Source organism: Modestobacter marinus (assembly GCF_011758655.1).
GTDB lineage: Bacteria > Actinomycetota > Actinomycetes > Mycobacteriales > Geodermatophilaceae > Modestobacter > Modestobacter marinus.
Map to the genome: position 1 here is coordinate 430425 of NZ_JAAMPA010000003.1, position 16412 is coordinate 446836.

Annotated in this window: 14 protein-coding genes, 1 tRNA gene and 1 pseudogene; 3 read left to right on the top strand and 13 right to left on the bottom strand. The window is 72.3% G+C overall.

Annotated elements, in window-relative coordinates:
- Positions 1–7 precede the first annotated feature (7 nt).
- The 6 genes and pseudogenes from FB380_RS23055 to FB380_RS23080 all read right to left on the bottom strand — a co-directional run bounded on the left by FB380_RS23055 (position 8) and on the right by FB380_RS23080 (position 5576).
- Entirely contained in the window at positions 8–163 is a 156-nt protein-coding gene (locus FB380_RS23055; protein ID WP_166757658.1) for an IS110 family transposase, read from the bottom strand.
- A 19-nt stretch (positions 164–182) separates the two neighbouring features.
- Positions 183–1360 (bottom strand): IS3 family transposase gene (locus FB380_RS23060; protein WP_249523877.1). Its coding sequence is split into 2 segments (ribosomal slippage): positions 183–1073 and positions 1076–1360, totalling 1176 coding nucleotides; the frame shifts between segments, so codons are not numbered across the junction.
- A gap of 650 nt (positions 1361–2010) precedes the next feature.
- Positions 2011–2931, bottom strand: coding sequence for a hypothetical protein (locus FB380_RS23065; RefSeq protein ID WP_166757659.1), 921 nt, complete (start codon positions 2929–2931; stop codon positions 2011–2013).
- Between the two features lie 468 nt (positions 2932–3399).
- Positions 3400–3886 (bottom strand): annotated as a pseudogene (locus FB380_RS25065) (transposase family protein); the annotation flags it as partial.
- Positions 3887–4001: 115 nt separating this feature from the next.
- Positions 4002–4075, bottom strand: a tRNA-Ile gene (locus FB380_RS23075).
- Positions 4076–4100: 25 nt separating this feature from the next.
- On the bottom strand, positions 4101–5576 hold the full coding sequence (locus tag FB380_RS23080; RefSeq protein ID WP_166757661.1) for an arylsulfotransferase family protein: 1476 nt from the start codon (positions 5574–5576) through the stop codon (positions 4101–4103).
- A 296-nt stretch (positions 5577–5872) separates the two neighbouring features.
- On the opposite strand from FB380_RS23080, the gene FB380_RS23085 reads away from it, so the two are divergent.
- Positions 5873–6373, top strand: a complete 501-nt coding sequence (locus FB380_RS23085; protein WP_166757662.1) for a DUF3145 domain-containing protein — start codon at positions 5873–5875, stop codon at positions 6371–6373.
- Between the two features lie 142 nt (positions 6374–6515).
- On the opposite strand, the gene FB380_RS23090 is transcribed toward FB380_RS23085, so the two are convergent.
- The 6 genes from FB380_RS23090 to FB380_RS23115 all read right to left on the bottom strand — a co-directional run bounded on the left by FB380_RS23090 (position 6516) and on the right by FB380_RS23115 (position 13249).
- Positions 6516–7931 (bottom strand): acyl-CoA carboxylase subunit beta, encoded by a 1416-nt coding sequence (locus tag FB380_RS23090; protein WP_166757663.1) that lies wholly within the window; start codon positions 7929–7931, stop codon positions 6516–6518.
- Between the two features lie 94 nt (positions 7932–8025).
- Entirely contained in the window at positions 8026–9267 is a 1242-nt protein-coding gene (locus FB380_RS23095; protein WP_166757664.1) for a beta-ketoacyl-[acyl-carrier-protein] synthase family protein, read from the bottom strand.
- Between the two features lie 119 nt (positions 9268–9386).
- Positions 9387–9632 (bottom strand): acyl carrier protein, encoded by a 246-nt coding sequence (locus tag FB380_RS23100; protein ID WP_166757665.1) that lies wholly within the window; start codon positions 9630–9632, stop codon positions 9387–9389.
- A 118-nt stretch (positions 9633–9750) separates the two neighbouring features.
- Complete coding sequence (locus FB380_RS23105) at positions 9751–10719, bottom strand: beta-ketoacyl-ACP synthase III (protein WP_166757666.1); 969 nt, start codon at positions 10717–10719, stop codon at positions 9751–9753.
- Positions 10716–11918 (bottom strand): acyltransferase domain-containing protein, encoded by a 1203-nt coding sequence (locus FB380_RS23110; protein WP_166757667.1) that lies wholly within the window; start codon positions 11916–11918, stop codon positions 10716–10718. Before FB380_RS23110 ends, FB380_RS23105 begins: the two co-directional genes overlap by 4 nt.
- A 149-nt stretch (positions 11919–12067) precedes the next feature.
- Positions 12068–13249, bottom strand: a complete 1182-nt coding sequence (locus tag FB380_RS23115; protein WP_166757668.1) for a PucR family transcriptional regulator — start codon at positions 13247–13249, stop codon at positions 12068–12070.
- A gap of 102 nt (positions 13250–13351) precedes the next feature.
- Between FB380_RS23115 and FB380_RS23120 the strand changes: the two genes are divergently transcribed.
- Entirely contained in the window at positions 13352–13882 is a 531-nt protein-coding gene (locus FB380_RS23120; RefSeq protein ID WP_166757669.1) for a pirin family protein, read from the top strand.
- 38 nt (positions 13883–13920) lie between these two features.
- Positions 13921–15135: a M20 metallopeptidase family protein gene (locus FB380_RS23125; RefSeq protein ID WP_166757670.1), complete on the top strand. Its 1215-nt coding sequence runs from the start codon at positions 13921–13923 to the stop codon at positions 15133–15135.
- Positions 15136–15242: 107 nt separating this feature from the next.
- Here FB380_RS23125 and FB380_RS23130 read toward each other — a convergent pair whose 3' ends face one another.
- Positions 15243–16256 (bottom strand): type IV toxin-antitoxin system AbiEi family antitoxin domain-containing protein, encoded by a 1014-nt coding sequence (locus tag FB380_RS23130; protein WP_166757671.1) that lies wholly within the window; start codon positions 16254–16256, stop codon positions 15243–15245.
- Between the last annotated feature and the right edge of the window lie 156 nt (positions 16257–16412).

The window sequence follows — 16412 nt, forward strand, 5'->3', positions numbered from 1 at the left end:
GGGCCAGTCAGGCGCCGTAGCCGCCGGTGCCCTCCAGCGCCCATGCGCGCAGGCCAGGGTGCTGCTGCTCAGCCAGAGCGACGAGTTCGGTGTAGCCGTCGGGGTCGGCGGGCACCGTCGCCCGGGCCAGCACCCCGCCGGCGCGGGTATGGGACTGCTGCACGACCAGGTGACAGGTTGGGTCAGGCAGCCTGAGCGGCCAGTGTGGGGACGATGGTCTCGTACTCGATGGGCGTGAGTCGACCGAGGGCGTCCTGACGCCGCCGGCGGTGGTAGGTGCGTTCGATCCAGGTGACGATCGCGATCCGCAGCTCTTGCTGGGTGCGCCAGTGGCGGCGGTCGAGCACGTTCTTCTGGAGCAGGGCGAAGAACGATTCCATGGCCGCGTTGTCGCCGGCCGCGCCGACTCTGCCCATCGAGCCGGACAGCTGATGCCGGTTGAGGGCGCGCACGAATTTCCGGCTGCGGAATTGGGATCCGCGGTCGGAATGCACGATGCAGCCGGCCACGTCAGCGCCGTCGGCATGGCGCCGGGCGACGGCGTTGTCCAGCGCGGTGACCGCGAGCCGGGACTTCATCCGGGAGTCGATGGAGTAGCCGACGATCCGGTTGGAGTGCACGTCCTTGATCGCGCACAGGTAGAGCTTGCCCTCGGCGGTGCGGTGTTCGGTGATGTCGGTCAACCACACGGCGTTGGGCGCCTCGGCGGTGAACACCCGGTTGACCCGGTCGTCGTGCACCGGCGGGCCGGGACGGCCGCCCTTGCCCCGGCGAGGCTTACCGAACGCGCTCCACCAGCCGTTGGTCGAGCAGATCGCCCAGGCGGTCCGGGCAGTCATCGGCTGACCGTTCGCGGCGGCCTCGTCGACGAGCAGGCGGTAGCCGAACTCCGGATCGTCCCGGTGGGCGTCGAACAGCGCATTGGCCCGGTGCGCCTGGGTGAGGTCGCTGGTGGTGACCGGGTCGGCCAGCCACCGGTAGTAGGGCTGGCGGGCGATCTTGAGAACCCGGCACGTCACCGTCACGGCGATCCCGTCGACGGCGAGCTCACGGACGAGCGGGTAGATCATTTTCCCGGCAGATTCGCCTGCGACAGGTAGGCCGCCGCGCGGCGCAGGACCTCGTTCTCCTGCTCGAGCAACCGGATCCGCTTGCGGGCCTCGCGCAGGTCCGCGTTCTCCGCCGCCGTGGTCCCGGGCTTGACGCCGTCTTCGACGTCAGCGGCCTTCATCCAGTTCGTCAGACAGGACTCGCTGATCCCGAAGTCGGCAGCGATCTGCTTCAGGTGCTGGCCCGGCTCACGGTTGCGGGCGACGTTCACGACGTCGTCGCGGAACTCCTTGGGGTAGGGCTTGGGCACGGTGAACATCCTTCCAGCGGCACCTCTCGGCACCACAGATCAGATGTCACCTACTCGTGCAGCAGTCCCTATCGAGGACCGCGGCGGTGTGGGTCTGGCTGTGACTGTCGACGCCAATGACGACCTGGACCAGCTCCGCCAGCATGGACATGCGTCTTCTCCTCACTAGATGAGACGCAGCAGGTACCGCTCCGGTGCGGAGATGGCAGGACTGTGATGAGACACGCCAGCTGCCACTGGCGGTCAAGCTTCTGATTAGGCCAACGTCTCCGGCCGGGCCGGTGCCGGCAGCAGCGAGCGGACAAGTCCCGTCTAAGGCACCAGGCCAGTCAGTGCATGGGTCGCACTCGCCGCTACCGACCGCCAGCCCATCAGCGATGGACCGACCCGGCCAGCCTCACAGTGAGTACAGCTAGCTCTCCCTCAGGCGGAGCGGCGCAGCCTCGCTACGAACGACCGATCTTCGGTGAGCTCGTGTTGTGCGAGCGCCAGCCCCATCAGGGCGTGGTCCTCCGTCCAGGCCAGTACGCCGCCCTGCCTCTCCAAAGAGAGACGCAACGAAGTCTTGAGCCAGCACGCTGCCAGCTGGACTAGTTCGTGGTCGTCAGGCGCCAGACCGGCCGTATCCATCAAAGCGACAGCGGGGCAAACTAGCCCCGAGATACCTGGCGTCCCGAGCGCAGTATTGCGTAGGCGAGCCAAGCGATGAAGAGCACAAACTCTACGCCGAGGATCACGTCAAGCCAGGTTAGTTGATTGATATCTTCCGGCACGAGCACTTGGCGTAGCGGCAGCAGCGCTAAGAGCCCGACCACAACCTCGAGCGCCGAAGTGCCGACGTCCTGGCTCTGTCTCCGCGAGAGCCACATCAGCGAGATGAGTAGTAGGACCGGCGATGCAAGGATGGTGTAAATCCAAAGTTTTTCCGCTTGGCGACGCTCCAGCAAGAAACTCAAGTAGAGGTCGTCAACGCTTGCCTCCAAATGGTAAGCGGCCAGCCTCGGTGTAGCGAGAAGGGTAACGCTCGGCCTACCTAAACCGTTGTCTATATAGTAAAAGTTGTTGGACCCGTAACTGTCGTTCGGGAAGCCTCTCGGATCCCCCCATGCTTCCAGGTCGATAGGCACGGAATTGACCGAAGACTCGAACTGCTGCGACGACTCTTCAAGGAGGGGCATCTCAGCAACACGCCAGCCGTAGAGTCCCGCGACAGTCAGTCTGATCTTACTGGGTGGAGTCTCCCCGGGGTAAGCCTTTTCATACAAGGCTTTGTCCACGACCGCGGAGACGTGTGCTGAGATCTGTCCCGTCTGTGGGCTGAAGTCATCAAGGACAACAAGGAGAGTCACGAACGCGTTCTCATTATAGAAGTCCTCCGCGAACCGGGGGCGAATTTCTACCGGACTGGGAGGGCCACCACTGCCGCGGTCGCTGAGGAAGACGTCTCGACCGTCATCCCATCGCTGGCTGTCCCATTGAACCGCTGCTAGCACAACAGCTGAGATGAGAATAAGGCCAGCTAGGACCGCGATACTCCAGTGCACCCCGCTCCACAGCGCTCTCTTGAACAAGTACCGCTTCAGGTATGTGGGCCGACGTACAAATCTGCAGCGTGACCACCGATAGTGCACGGAAAGATCGTACAGCCATCTAGATCGAGTCACCAATGCGTCTTTTATCATCGGATGAAGCCTGCACGAGTCCGACGTGCTCGCTGCACGTTCTAACGACAAGACCGGCGACTGGAGGGTGCTGCCGTCCTCTAGTGTCGGCAAAAAACGGCCAACTCAGTCCTATGGCTACTTGCGATCACCTGTAGCGCTGCAACCATGACAGGCGCGACATCGATGTAGGTGCCGCTGATCGTGGCCATGATTGGACTGCCCGCGACCCTCCTGGGGACCATCGTCGGGGTGCTGAAACGCAACGGCGGTCGGCCAGGCGAGAGCAGTTGGCCGGGAACGGAAACGCCAACGCGAGAACTCGGTGTGTGAAGACGCGGCCCGGACCTTCCATCTCCGGCGCGACGCCCATATTGCGTCATCCACCCCGGTCAACGCCTTGACCGAGGTCCCATCGGCCAGCCCGATCCCACCGACGACGTCCATCTGCCACAGCTCCATCGGTGCCCCACGCTCCCAGCGCTTCCAGGACTCCCTGCGCCGCCGACGGGCGCCGGGCTCGATCAGCCCGGCCCGCTTCAACGCCGGGCCTCGCTGGGCACCGGGGCGATCCGGCGGCGCCCCAGCTCCACCACGATCCGCCGCGGACCCCACGCCCGGTGCTGCCGCCGCAGCTCCAGCACCGCGGCCTCCACCACCGGCGACATGTGATGCGGACACGACGCAGGACGATGCAAAGGATCGGCCAACGCCTCCAGCCCGCCGCCCTAGTACCAGCCAATCAGGCATGCAGCGCCGGCCGCAACACACCCCACTGCTAGGCAACCAAACTCACCGGATGGCCCTCGGCGATCACCGCCAGCACCGCCAGATAGCGCCGCTCCGCCACGCTCAACTCCCTCATCGAGGGAGCGTCAAGGATCAGCCGAAGCAGCTGGCAACCATCAACCGAAGCGCTGTCGCGCTTCACCCGAAGCCCCGTGGTCAAGCATCAGGCGAAGCAACACAATCACAAAAGGTGGGGCGGGTGGGGCTCGAACCCACGACCCAGGGATTATGAGTCCCATGCTCTGACCGGCTGAGCTACCGCCCCAGGCCGTTCACGCTAGCGGGCGGGCTCAGTCGCCCAGCACGGTGCTGCCCAGCACCTGCCCGTCGGCGTCCAGGGCCTCGACCGCCAGGTACGCCGGATCGCCGTCCACCGGCAGCTCCGTCTCGAACCCGGACCGTGCGACCGGCTCCCCGGCCTCCGCCGACGCCTCGTCGTCCCCGGCGACCAGCCGCCACGAATCCACCTCGGTGGCGCCGTTCCAGCTGACGTGCACGGCGCCGTCGGCGAGCACGGCGTCCGGCGGGTCCGCCGGCGTCGCGGTCCACTCCTGCCGGTAGGCGCGGTAGTTGTCGCCGCTGCCCAGCGCGGCGTCCCAGAGCAGCGTGCCGTCGGCGGCGAACTCCGAGTAGAACGGCCGCGACCCCCACCCGATGAAGACGTTGCCGTTGGGCAGCTGCTCCAGGCTGCCCTGGCTGCCGGCGAGCCGGTCGGGGTCGGGCGGCAGGTACTCGGTCACCAGCGTCGCGGTCTTGGCCTGCTCGTCCAGCGCCAGCCGCAGGCCGCGGGAGGTCGGGCCGATGTCCGGCTCGGACTGGTTGTCGAACATCGTCAGCGTGCCGTCGGCCTGCCGCTCCGCGTCGTGCTGCCAGGCGAACTCCACGCCCTCGCCGAGGTCGAAGTCGCTCTCCTCGCCGCCCAGGGTCCACAGCACCTCACCGGACTCCCGGTCGAGGTCGTAGACCGCCCAGGTGTTCCGCGCCGAGACCAGCAGCGACCCGTCGGCGTCCTCGGACACCGAGTTGACGTGGAAGTAGTCGAACGGCGCCTCCTCCGTGCCGCCGTCCTCGGGGAGCTCGCTCTTGGTCGCCTCCAGCGGCACGTGGTCCAGCGACCGCCAGGAGAGCAGCACCTCGCCGGTGTCGACGTCGACCTCCTGGACGACGTTGTCCCACACCCATCCGTCCTCGGGGCCGCCGAACGTGGTCAGATCGGCCGGCACCTTGACGTAGGCGGTGAGCAGCGCCGTGCCGTCGGGGGTGAGCCGGCCCTCGTGGATGTCGGCCTGGCCCGGGTCGAGGTCGCCGCCGGTGGTGATCGTGGCGATCTCCCGGTACGAGTCGTCGACGACGACGAACTCCCCGACGCCCATCCCGACCACCGGGCTGGTGCCCTGCCACCACGTGAGCACCTGCTCGCCGTCGAGCTCCTGCACCCGCACGTCGTAGCTGCGGCTCTCGGTCGGGTGGATCCAGATCGGCTCGCCGGTCTCGTCGACGATCAGCACCCCGCTGAGCGGTGCGCCCTCGCTCTTCGGCCCCAGCAGGACGACGGTCCCGTCGGCTTCCGGTGCGCCCGCCGCCGGGGTGATCTCGATGTCGGGGGCGGTGAGGTCGGGACGGCTGACGTACGCCGGGACCGCGGGCCCGACCGATGCCTCGGCCTCTTCCTCCGCCGCGCCGCTGTCCGTGCCGCAGCCGGCGACCAGTGCCAGTGATGAGATGCTGGCGCACAGCGCGAGGGGGAGGGACCGGGTCCGCGGCATGCGGGGATCCTCGCAGGGGCTGGGAGTCCGCGCAGCCGTCCGCGACACCATGGACGAATTCCGCCCAGAATGTCCACGTGTCGCGCAGATCGACGCCCTGACCTGCTGGATCTTGCGCCTCGTTGGACCACTCCGGTCCCAGACGTCTCATCTGCACCGCGTCGCACTGGCGCAGCAAGGTCACGATCAGGCAAACTGTGATCGGTTGCTCCGGGAGCCGCCGAGGTACGAAACGCAGTCATCGCGCGACAGGTCCGTTGGGGAAGACGAACCAGTCGAGTCGATGGAGGTGCGCCGTGCAGCGACGGTCAACCCAGGGTGTCGTCTTCGTGCACGCGTGCCCGAAGGCGCTCTGCCAGCACGTCGGATGGGCGCTCGAGAGCGTCCTCGGCGCGCCGGTGTCCTTGTCATGGGCCGACCAGCCCGTGGCGCACGGGGCCTACCGTGCCGAGATCGCCTGGACGGGCGCACCCGGCACCGGGGCCAAGCTTGTGGCTGCCCTCAAGCAGTGGCCGATGCTGCGCTTCGAGGTCACCGAAGAGGCCAGTCACGGCAACGACGGCGAGCGCATGTCCTACGTGCCCGGCCACGGCGTGCACCGGTCGCCGGTCAGCGCCAACGGCGACATGGTCATCAGCGAGCAGCAGCTGCGGCACCTGGCCGCGACCGCCACCTCGGTCGAGGCCTTCCGGCACGGCGTCGACGCCCTGCTCGGCGCCGCCTGGGACGCCGACCTCGAGGCCTACCGCTACGCCGGCGACGCCACCCCGGCCACCTGGCTGCACCAGGTCGTCTGAGGGCGGACCCGCGGCGGACGGCGTCCTGACTCGACCGCCGTCCGCGCGACCCCGCTCACCGCGCGGGGCCCCTGGTCCCGCGACCCACACGACAGAACGGCCCGGCACCCTCTCTGGAGGGTGCCGGGCCGTTCCTCGTGACTCAGAGCGGGATGTTGCCGTGCGCTCCCCGGCCGGACGGCGCCTCCGCCAGCGCGGCGACCAGCCGGCGCTTGGTCTGCGCCGGCTCGACGACCTCGTCGACGACGCCGATCTCCCGGGCCCGGTTGACCCCGCCGGCGATCAGCTCGTGCTCGGCCGCCAGCTGCGCGTGCAGCGCCTCCCGCTCCCCGGGCGGGGCCGCGGCGAGCTTCTTGCGGTGCAGGATGCCGACGGCGGCCTTCGCGCCCATCACGGCGACCTCGGCGCCGGGCCAGGCGAACACGGCCGTGGCCCCCAGCGAGCGGGCGTTCATCGCGATGTAGGCGCCGCCGTAGGACTTTCGGGTCACCAGCGTCACCCGGGGCACGACGGCCTCGGCGAACGCGTGCAGCAGCTTGGCGCCGCGGCGCACCACGCCGTCCCACTCCTGCCCGACGCCGGGCAGGTAGCCGGGGACGTCGACCAGGACGACCAGCGGCACCCCGAAGGCGTCGCACATCCGGACGAAGCGGGCCGCCTTCTCCGCCGACGCGGAGTCCAGGCAGCCACCCAGCCGCAGCGGGTTGTTGGCGATCACGCCCACGGTCCGGCCGGCCAGCCGGCCCAGCGTGGTCACCACGTTGGGCGCGAACCGCGGGTGCAGCTCCAGTCCGGGGGAGTCCAGCAGCGAGGCGACCAGCGGCTTGACGTCATAGGCCCGGTTGCGCTGCTCGGGGAGCAGGGCCATCAGGTCGACGGCGGGCTCCTCCGCCGCCGGGGCGAAGGTCCCCTGGGCGGCGAGCAGGTCGACGGCCTGGCGGGCGGTCTCCAGGGCCTCGGCCTCGGTGTCGGTGACCACGTGCACGACACCCGAGCGCCGGCCATGGGTGTCCGGGCCGCCGAGCTGCTCCTGGTCGACGACCTCTCCGGTGACCGAGCGGACGACGTCCGGACCGGTCACGAACACCCGGCCGGCCGGGCCCATGATCACCAGGTCGGTCAGCGCCGGCCCGTAGGCCGCACCACCGGCGGCCGGGCCGAGGACGACGGAGACCTGCGGCACCCGCCCCGAGGCGCGCACCATCGCGGCGAACACCTCACCGACCGCGTGCAGGGCGGTGACGCCCTCGGCGAGCCGGGCCCCGCCCGAGTGCCAGATGCCGACGACCGGCACCCGCTCCCGCAGCGCGGTGTCGATCGCGTCGACGATGTGCCGGCAGCCGTCCAGGCCCATGGCACCGCCCATGACCGTGGCGTCGGTGCAGTAGGCGACGGCGGGGGAGCCGGCCACGGTGCCGCGGGCGGCGAGCGCCCCCGAGGTGTCCCGGGCCGTCAGCAGCCGCATCGAACCGGGGTCGAAGAACCGGGCGAGCCGGTCCTCGGGGTCCCGCGGGTCGACGGTGGGCGTGCTCGGCGGTGCGGCGGAGATGGTGGTCATGAGGAACTCCTCGAAGCGCGGATCGGGAGGGGGTGGCCGCGCCGCAGTGCCCCGCCGCGACCTCGCGGGTGCTGGGGGGCAGCGGGGTCCGTCGTCACGCCGTCGTGAACACCAGGGCCATGTTGTGGCCGCCGAAGCCGAACGAGTCGTTCAGTGCGGCGGAGAAGCTCGCCTTCCGCGGTTCGCGGCGGACGATGTCGAGGGCCTGGACGGCGGCGTCGTCGTCGGGGTCGTCCAGGTTCGCGGTCGCCGGCACCACCTGCTCGCGCAGCGCCAGGATCGAGAACACCGACTCCAGCGCACCGGCCGCGCCGAGCAGGTGCCCGGTCTGGCTCTTGGTGGCGGTGACCAGCGGGTGGTCGCCGATGGCGTGGTGGATCGCCGAGGCCTCGGCGGTGTCGCCGATCGGGGTGGAGGTGGCGTGGGCGTTGACGTGGCCGATGTCGGCCGCGGTCAGCCCGGCGTCCCGGATGGCGGCGACGATCGCCCGCCCGGCGCCCTCGCCCTCGGGGTGCGGGGCGACGAGGTCGTAGCCGTCGGCGGTGCCGCCGGCCCCGGCCAGCCGGGCGTGGATCTTCGCGCCCCGTGCCTTGGCGGCGTCGGCGCGCTCGAGGACGAGGGCGGCAGCGCCCTCACCCAGGACGAAGCCGTCGCGGCCCTTGTCGAACGGGCGGGACGCGCGCTGCGGCTCGTCGTTGCGGGTGCTCATCGCGCGCATCGCGGAGAAGCCGGCCATCGGCAGCGGGTGCACGCAGGCCTCGGTGCCGCCGACGACGACCATGTCGGCGCGGTCCAGCCGCAGCAGGTCCAGGCCCCAGCGGATGGCCTCGGCGCCGGAGGCGCAGGCGCTGACCGGGGCGTGCACCCCGGCCCGGGCGCCGACCGCGAGCCCGACCGCAGCGGCGGGGCCGTTGGGCATGAGCATCGGGATGGTGAAGGGGGAGACCCGCTTGGGCCCCTTGGCCTCCAGGATGTCGTCCTGGTCGAGCAGGGTCACCGCACCGCCGATGCCGGTGCCGAACACGACGGCGATGCGCAGGGGGTCGACCCCGGAGTCGGCGCCGGCGGCGTCGCGCCAGGCCTCCTCGGCCGCGATGACCGCGACCTGCTGGCTGCGGTCGAGCCGGCGGATCCGCACCCGGTCGAGCACCTCGGACGGCTCGGTGGACAGCCGGGCGACGAGCTGGGCCGGGAACTCCTTGGCCCAGTCGTCGGTGAGCCGACTGACCCCGGACCGGCCGGCCAGCAGTGCCTCCCAGGTGGACGCCACGTCGCCGCCGAGGGGCGTGGTGGCGCCGAGCCCGGTGACGACGACGTCAGCGGTGGGCGTGCTCATGGACGTTCCTCCTGGGGAGTAGCTGGGCCTGGCCGGGAGGCCGGGCCGAGGTGGGTGGGACGGCCCCGCTGCAGGGCCCGCCGCGAGCGTGCGAGCGGTGGGGGCAGCGGGGGCCTTCCTCAGCCCTGGTTCTTCTCGATGAAGCTGATCGCGTCGCCGACGGTCTTGATGTTGGCGAGCTCGTCGTCCGGGATCGCGACGCCGAACTTGTCCTCGACGGCGGTGGCGATCTCGACCATCGACAGCGAGTCGACGTCGAGGTCGTCGGTGAAGGACTTCTCGGGGGTGGCGTCGGCGGGGGCGACCCCGGCCACCTCCTCCAGGATCTCGGCGAGACCGGCCTGGATGTCTGCGGTGCTGGGCACGCGGGGTCCTCTCTCTGGCGTGGGTGGCGGGGCCCGGGAGGGCTCCCACCTCGTCCGGGACGGGTGTCCCGGGGGTCTGTGTGGCCGCCGCCTCCGGGGAGGCCGTGCGGCCGGCGCCTCAGGGGAGGCGCATCACCTGGCCGGCGAAGGTGAGCCCGGCGCCGTAGCCGAGCACCAGGGCCAGGTCGCCGGACTTCGCCTCGCCGGACTCCAGCAGCGCGGTCAGCGCCAGCGGGACGGAGGCGGCCGAGGTGTTGCCCGACTGGACGATGTCGCGGGCGATCACGGTGTCCTCGCCGAAGCCGAGCTTCTTGGCCATCGACTCGATGATCCGCAGGTTGGCCTGGTGCGGGGCGAAGACGTCGATGTCGGCGGCGGTGACGCCGGCCTTCTCCATCGCCTCGATGAGCGTCTGGGTCAGCTTCGTGGTGGCCCAGCGGTACACGGTCTGGCCGGCCATCGTCATGGTCGAGCGGCCGGCGGCGATCTCGATGGCGGTGTACTGGTCGCCGTCGCTGCCCCAGGCGACCGGGCCGATGCCGGGCTCGTCCGAGGGGCCCAGGACGGCTGCCCCGGCCCCGTCGGCGAAGATCACCGCGGTGCTCCGGTCGGTCTGGTCGGTGACGTCGCTGAGCCGCTCGACCCCCACCACCAGCACGTTGGTGGCCTCGCCGGAACGGATGGCGTCGTTGGCCACCCCGAGCGCGTAGCAGAACCCGGCGCAGCCGGCGTTGAGGTCGAAGGCGCCGGGGCGGGGGATGCCCAGCCGGTGCGCGACCTGCGGGCCGATGCCCGGGATCGGGGCGGTCAGGCTCGCGCTCGCCACGATGACCAGGTCGATCTGGTCGGGGGCCAGCCCGCTGGCCGCCAGCGCCTTGCCGCCGGCGGCGATGGACATGTCGACCAGCGTCTCGTCCTCGGACGCCCAGCGGCGCTCGGCGATGCCGACGCGGGACTGGATCCACTCGTCGTTGGTGTCCATCACCTGGGCGAGCTCGTCGTTGGTCACCCGGCGGCGGGGGCGGTAGGAGCCCAGGCCGAGGATGCTCGCGCCGGGGGCCCCTTCCCGCAGCTTGATGGTGGTCACGCGGACACCTCCGGGTAGAGACGGGCGATCGGGTCTCCGGCGTCGACGAGGTCCCCGTCGTGCACGAGCCACTCGGCGAGGACGCCGTCGTAGCCGGTGGAGACGTTGACCTCCTCGCGCCGGCTCTGCACGGAGCCCAGCGGGCTCCCCGCGGGGAGGTGGGTGCCCTCGGGGACCTCGGCGGGGCGCACGGTGCCGCGCACCGGGGAGACCACGACGCGCCAGTCGGGGGAGTGCTCGGCCTCGGCCCGGCCCCGCTCGGCGGCGATCAGCTCGCGGGCGCGGTCCAGGTCGGCGGGGCTGGTCAGGGCCAGCACCTCGATGTCGCTGCCCTTCCACTCGCGCTTGGCCAGGCCGGCCAGCGCACCGGCGGGCGGGAGCTCCAGCACGGCGGTGACCCCGAGGTCGCGCAGGGTGGCCAGGCACGCGTCGAAGCGGACCGGGCTGGTGACCTGGCTGACCAGGCGGGAGAGGACCTCGGCGCCGTTGTCGACCGCGGCGCCGTCGGCGTTGGAGAGCAGCAGCCGGCTGGGGTCGGCCGGCCGCAGCCCGCCGATCAGTGCCTCGAGCTCGGCCCGGGCGGAGGCCATGTGGTGGGTGTGGAACGCTCCGGCCACCGACAGCGGCATGATCCGCGCCTTCGCCGGCGGCTCGGCCTTGAGGGCGGCCAGGCCGTCGAGCGGGCCGGCGGCGACGACCTGCCCACCGCCGTTGCGGTTGGCCGGCACCAGGCCGTGCTGCTCGAGGGCGGCGAGCACCTCGTCCGGCTCACCACCGAGGACGGCGGACATCCCGGTCGGGGTCTGCGCGCAGGAGCGGGCCATGGCCCGGCCACGGACGGCGGTCAGCGCGATCGCCGCCTCGACGGAGAGGACGCCGGCCAGCGCGGCGGCGGTCAGCTCCCCGACGCTGTGCCCGGTGATCACGACGTCCCGCCCGGCGTGCGGTGAGTGCGCCACCGGCCCGGGCATCCCGCCGAGCTCGCGGGCGATGAACAGGCTCATCGCGACCACCAGCGGCTGGGTGACCGCGGTGTCCTTGATGGCCTCGGCGTCACCGGTGGTGCCGAGCTCCAGGAGGTCGGCGTCGGCGATCGCACCGGCCCAGCGGAAGAAGGACTCTGCGCCAGGGAGCTCGAGCCAGTCGGTGAGCATCCCGGGCTTCTGGGCACCCTGTCCGGGGGCGAGAACGGCCAACACGTGTCCACCGTGCCAGCCCGGCGGCCCGCGCGGGCTGGCGGCGCCCACGAAGATCTACGACGTCTCTTTGGAGGATCCCTCCAAACGGGGCCCCAGCAACTCGACTCCGGGGCCGCGTGTCGGGCCGAGAGACCACAATGAGTCCACCCTCACTGCCAGAGCGAACGGCCACCCTCGAGCTGCGCGAGGGCCAGGGCGACCTGCAGCGTCCACGCGCCCCGCGGGTCGGTGGCCGAGTAGCCGGTGAGCTCGGCGGCCCGCTTGAGCCGGTACCGCACCGTGTTGGTGTGCACGAACAGCGCCCGGGCGGTGGCCTCCAGGTTGCCCCCGTTGCCCAGCACGGTGCGCACGGTCTCGAGCACCTCGGCGCCGGCCGCCTGCAGCGGCGCCGCCACCCGGTCGGCCAGCGCGGAGCGGGCCAGCGGGTCACCGTCCAGCGCCCGCTCGGGCAGCAGGTCCTCGGCCTCGACCGGTCGGGGCGCGGCGGGCCACGCCGCGGCGGCCCGCAGCCCGGCCAGGGCCACGGTCGCCGACTCCCCGGCGTGCGCCAGCGAGTCGACCCGCGGGCCCAGCACCACCGGACCGGGGCCGAACTCCCGGCACACCCGCGAGGTGACGTGCGCCAGGTCGGCGGCGCCACCGAGGACGACGACCAGCTCGTCGGCGTGCACGCCGACGAGCACCTCGCAGCCCAGCGACCGGGCGGCCCGGCGGACGGCGGCGCGGGCGTCGTCCTCACCCGGCGGGGCGGAGCCGACCAGGACGACGACCGGCTCGGTCTCCGTCCAGCCGAGCGCCGCGGCCCGGCCGGGCAGCTCGTCGGAGCGGTCCCCGCGGACCAGGGCGTCGACGACCAACGCCTCCAGGCGGGCGTCCCAGGCGCCGCGGTTCTCCGCGAAGCTGGCGTAGACGTGCGCCGCGGCGAAGGCGATCTCCCGGCTGAACTGCAGCACGGTCACCCGCAGCCGGTCGGCCTCACCGGGCTCGGCGACCTGCTCCACCCGGTCCTCGACCACCTCGACGGTCACCTTGATCAGGTCGACCGAGCGCTTGAGCGGGACGGCCTGCATCAGCTCGCGGGGAGCGGCGCCGAACACCTCACCGGTCAGCCGGGGCGGCCGGCCCGGGTTGCGGCACCACTCGACCAGCGAGGCGATGCCGGCCTGGGCGACCAGGGTCACCCAGGACCGCTGGCTGGCGGGCATCGCCCGGAACCAGGACAGCTCCTCGTCCATCCGGGCCACCGCCTGGGTGGCCAGGGCGCCCGAGGAACGTTCGAGCCGGCGCAACGTCGCCTCCGAGGGCTGCGTGCGCACCGGGCCTGCTGGCATCCCACCAGCCTGTCACGGCGCACCCCGCGTGCGGGATCGTGGAGCGGTGCGCACCGCTCCTCCGGGTCACCCCGTCCCCGCCACCCCCCGCGAGGCCGGCCGATGAGCGGGCTGGACTCCCGGGTGCTGCTGGCACCCCAGGACGGGTCGCTGGGTCCGTTGCTGCGGATGGCCGACGACCGGCTCGGCGCGAGCGCCGGCTACGGGCGGCACGCCCATGCCGACGTCGACGTGGTGGCGGTCGTGCTCGCCGGCTCGCTGCGGCACGCCTGGGGGCGCGAGGCCGTCCTCGGTGCCGGGGACGTCGCCGTCCTGCGCGCCGGCCGGGGCCTGGAGCACGACGAGGTGGCCGGCGCCGGGGGAGCGCACGTCGTCCAGACCTACCTGCGGGCCGCCGACCCCGGGGCGCAGCCGGCCCACGACGTGCTGCTGCGCCCGCGCGGGTGGGTGGACCTCGGCCGGCCGGACGCCCGGCTCTGGGTCGGGGACGCCGGCCCCGACGTGCCGCCCGGGCTGCGGGTGCTCGTCCGCGACGGCGAGGTGACCGTCGCCCCGGGGGAGGGGCCGGTCGAAGGCCCGGCCACCGTCGTGGTCTGGGAGCTGGACGCCGCCCGGCCGGCCTGGGCCTCCTGACCTGGTGCGAGTGCTGAGCCCTGCTACAGACTGGCCGCATGCCTGCCGACGCATCCCTCGCCGCTGACCTGCTCGCCGCCGCCCGAGCCGACGCTGACCGCACCGTGGACCTGCGCCGCCGCCTGCACCGGCAGCCCGAGGTCGGCCTGCAGCTGCCGGCCACCCAGGCGATGGTGCTGGCCGCGCTCGGGGACCTGCCCATCGAGCTGACCACCGGCACCAGCACCACCTCGGTGGTCGGGGTGCTGCGCGGCGGACGCCCCGGCCCGACCTACCTGCTCCGCGGGGACATGGACGCCCTGCCGCTGACCGAGGCCACCGGGCTGCCGTTCGCCTCCGAGGTGCCCGGCGCGATGCACGCCTGCGGGCATGACACCCACGTCGCCATGCTGGCCGGCGCCGCCCGGCTGCTGGCCGAGCGCCGGGACAGCCTCGCCGGGCAGGTGGTGTTCATGTTCCAGCCGGGGGAGGAGGGCCACCACGGCGCGCGCTTCATGCTGGACGAGGGGCTGCTCGACGTCGTCCCGGACGCCCCGGTCAGCGGCGCGTTCGCGCTGCACATCTCCACGGTCTTCCCGACCGGGACGATCAACGTGCGGGCCGGCGCCATGATGGCGTCGGCCGACCAGTTCCGGATCACCGTGCACGGGCGCGGTGGGCACGCCTCCACCCCGCACCTGGCCGCCGACCCCGTGCCGGTCGCGGCCGAGATCGTGCTGGCGCTGCAGGCGATGGTCACCCGCCGGGTCGACGTCTTCGACCCGGCCGTGGTCACCGTCGGCCACCTGGAGGCCGGGACGAAGGACAACATCATCCCGCCGTACGCGGTCATGGACGGCACCATCCGCACCCTCTCCGCGGAGCGGCGGGCCGACGTCCTCGCATCGGTGCAGCGGGTCGCCGAGCACGTCGCGGCCGCGCACGACCTGCGGGCGGAGTTCGTCCGGGTCGAGGGCTACCCGGTGACGGTCAACGACGCCGGGGTGGCCGCGCAGGTGACCGCGGCCGCCGCGCAACTGCTGGGTGAGCAGGCCAGCGCGGTGATGCCGGCGCCGCTGATGGGCGCGGAGGACTTCTCCTACGTGCTGGAGCAGGTGCCCGGCGCCATGGCGTTCCTGGGCGCCTGCCCGCCGGACCTGGACCCGGCGACGGCGCCCGGCAACCACTCCGACCTCGTCGTCTTCGACGAGGACGCGCTGCCGGCCGGGGTGGCGATGTACGCCTTCATGGCGGCGCAGGCCCTCGCAGGCTGACCGGTCACCTGATCTCCAGCAGTGATCAGGGCACCTGATCACTGCCCGTCCTCCCGCAGCAGTGTTGCTGCGGGAGGACGGTCGTTGGTGCGGGGCGAGCGGGCGGATCAGCTCGCGGCGGTGCGGGGCGCCGTCCGCAGCCCCTCGTGCCAGATCGCCGTCCGGTACCGCGGTGGGGCTGCCCGCCCGCGCTCCAGCAGCGACCCCAGCCTCGCGAGCTTCACGTCCCAGCGCTTTCGCAGGTCCTCCGGGGCGATCCGCACCCCGTGCAGGTCGAGGTCGAGCAGCTCGTCGTGGCGCCGCTTCTCCTGCCACATCACCTCGGCCGGGGTGCGACCCCGCCACGGGTCGGTGTACTTGACCAGGCCGTCGCACTCGGCGAAGACGCCGTGGTCGGGCCAGTACATGTCCAGGACGGCGACCAGGCGCGATCCGACGAGGACGGCGCACTGCAGCAACGGCTCGGGCAGGCCGGCGCCGAGCAGAGCCAGCCGGGTCCGGGTCTCGTGCGGTGAGTGCGCCCCCACGCGCGCCAGCGAAAACGCCCGTGCGGCGTTGCCGCAGCCGACCCAGTGGGTCTGGGCGAGCGCCGAGGCCCTCAGCGCTGACGGGGAGGTCCGGCCGTCGGCCAGTGCGTCGTCGGCGGCGACCACGGCATCGAGGAGCGGCCACTCCCGGCCGACGTCGGCGAGGGTGCGGGTGACCGTCGTGACCGGCAGCCCCTCGTGGGTGACGACGTCCTCGGGTGCGAGGGCCCCTTCGCTGATCCGGTAGCCCCGCCCGACGCGGAACTGCGTGGGATCGGTCAGCCGGACCTCCGGGCCGGCGGCTCGGGGGACGACGAGGCGATGCACCCGGGCGGCCGAGGTGTGACTGACCGCGACGGTGGAGCGGTCCAGCCGGCGCAGCGTGGCGGCGCACTCGAGCCGGTGCGTGCGCCCCTCGGCCTCGTGCCGTCGCCAGTGGTCGCCGGTCGTGTAGACGCCGTACCGGACCCGGCGCCAGACGCCCGACCGCAGGAGTGGGCCGATGGCGTTGCGTTCGATGCCGGCAGCCAGCGCATCCGCAGTGCTGAAGACGCCGGCTTGACGGGCCATCACGTCGGCCAGGAGGGGATCCACGAGAGCACCGTCCCAAGCTCCGCCGTCACCGGTGGCGGACGGCGGCGGGCTGTGGACGCCGGGCTCTCGTGTGGACATCGGGGCACGTGCTCGCCCGGCTCCTGGCACGGGCGCGCACCTGCAGGGCCGACGCTCCCACCGCACCAACGACTGTCC

Coding starts and splice junctions, on each gene's coding strand:
- FB380_RS23120 (WP_166757669.1), top strand. CDS start 13,352: ATGAGCGGGCTGGACTCCCGGGTGCTGCTGGCACCCCAGGACGGGTCG.
- FB380_RS23095 (WP_166757664.1), bottom strand. CDS start 9,267: ATGAGCACGCCCACCGCTGACGTCGTCGTCACCGGGCTCGGCGCCACC.
- FB380_RS23115 (WP_166757668.1), bottom strand. CDS start 13,249: ATGCCAGCAGGCCCGGTGCGCACGCAGCCCTCGGAGGCGACGTTGCGC.
- FB380_RS23080 (WP_166757661.1), bottom strand. CDS start 5,576: ATGCCGCGGACCCGGTCCCTCCCCCTCGCGCTGTGCGCCAGCATCTCA.
- FB380_RS23125 (WP_166757670.1), top strand. CDS start 13,921: ATGCCTGCCGACGCATCCCTCGCCGCTGACCTGCTCGCCGCCGCCCGA.
- FB380_RS23090 (WP_166757663.1), bottom strand. CDS start 7,931: ATGACCACCATCTCCGCCGCACCGCCGAGCACGCCCACCGTCGACCCG.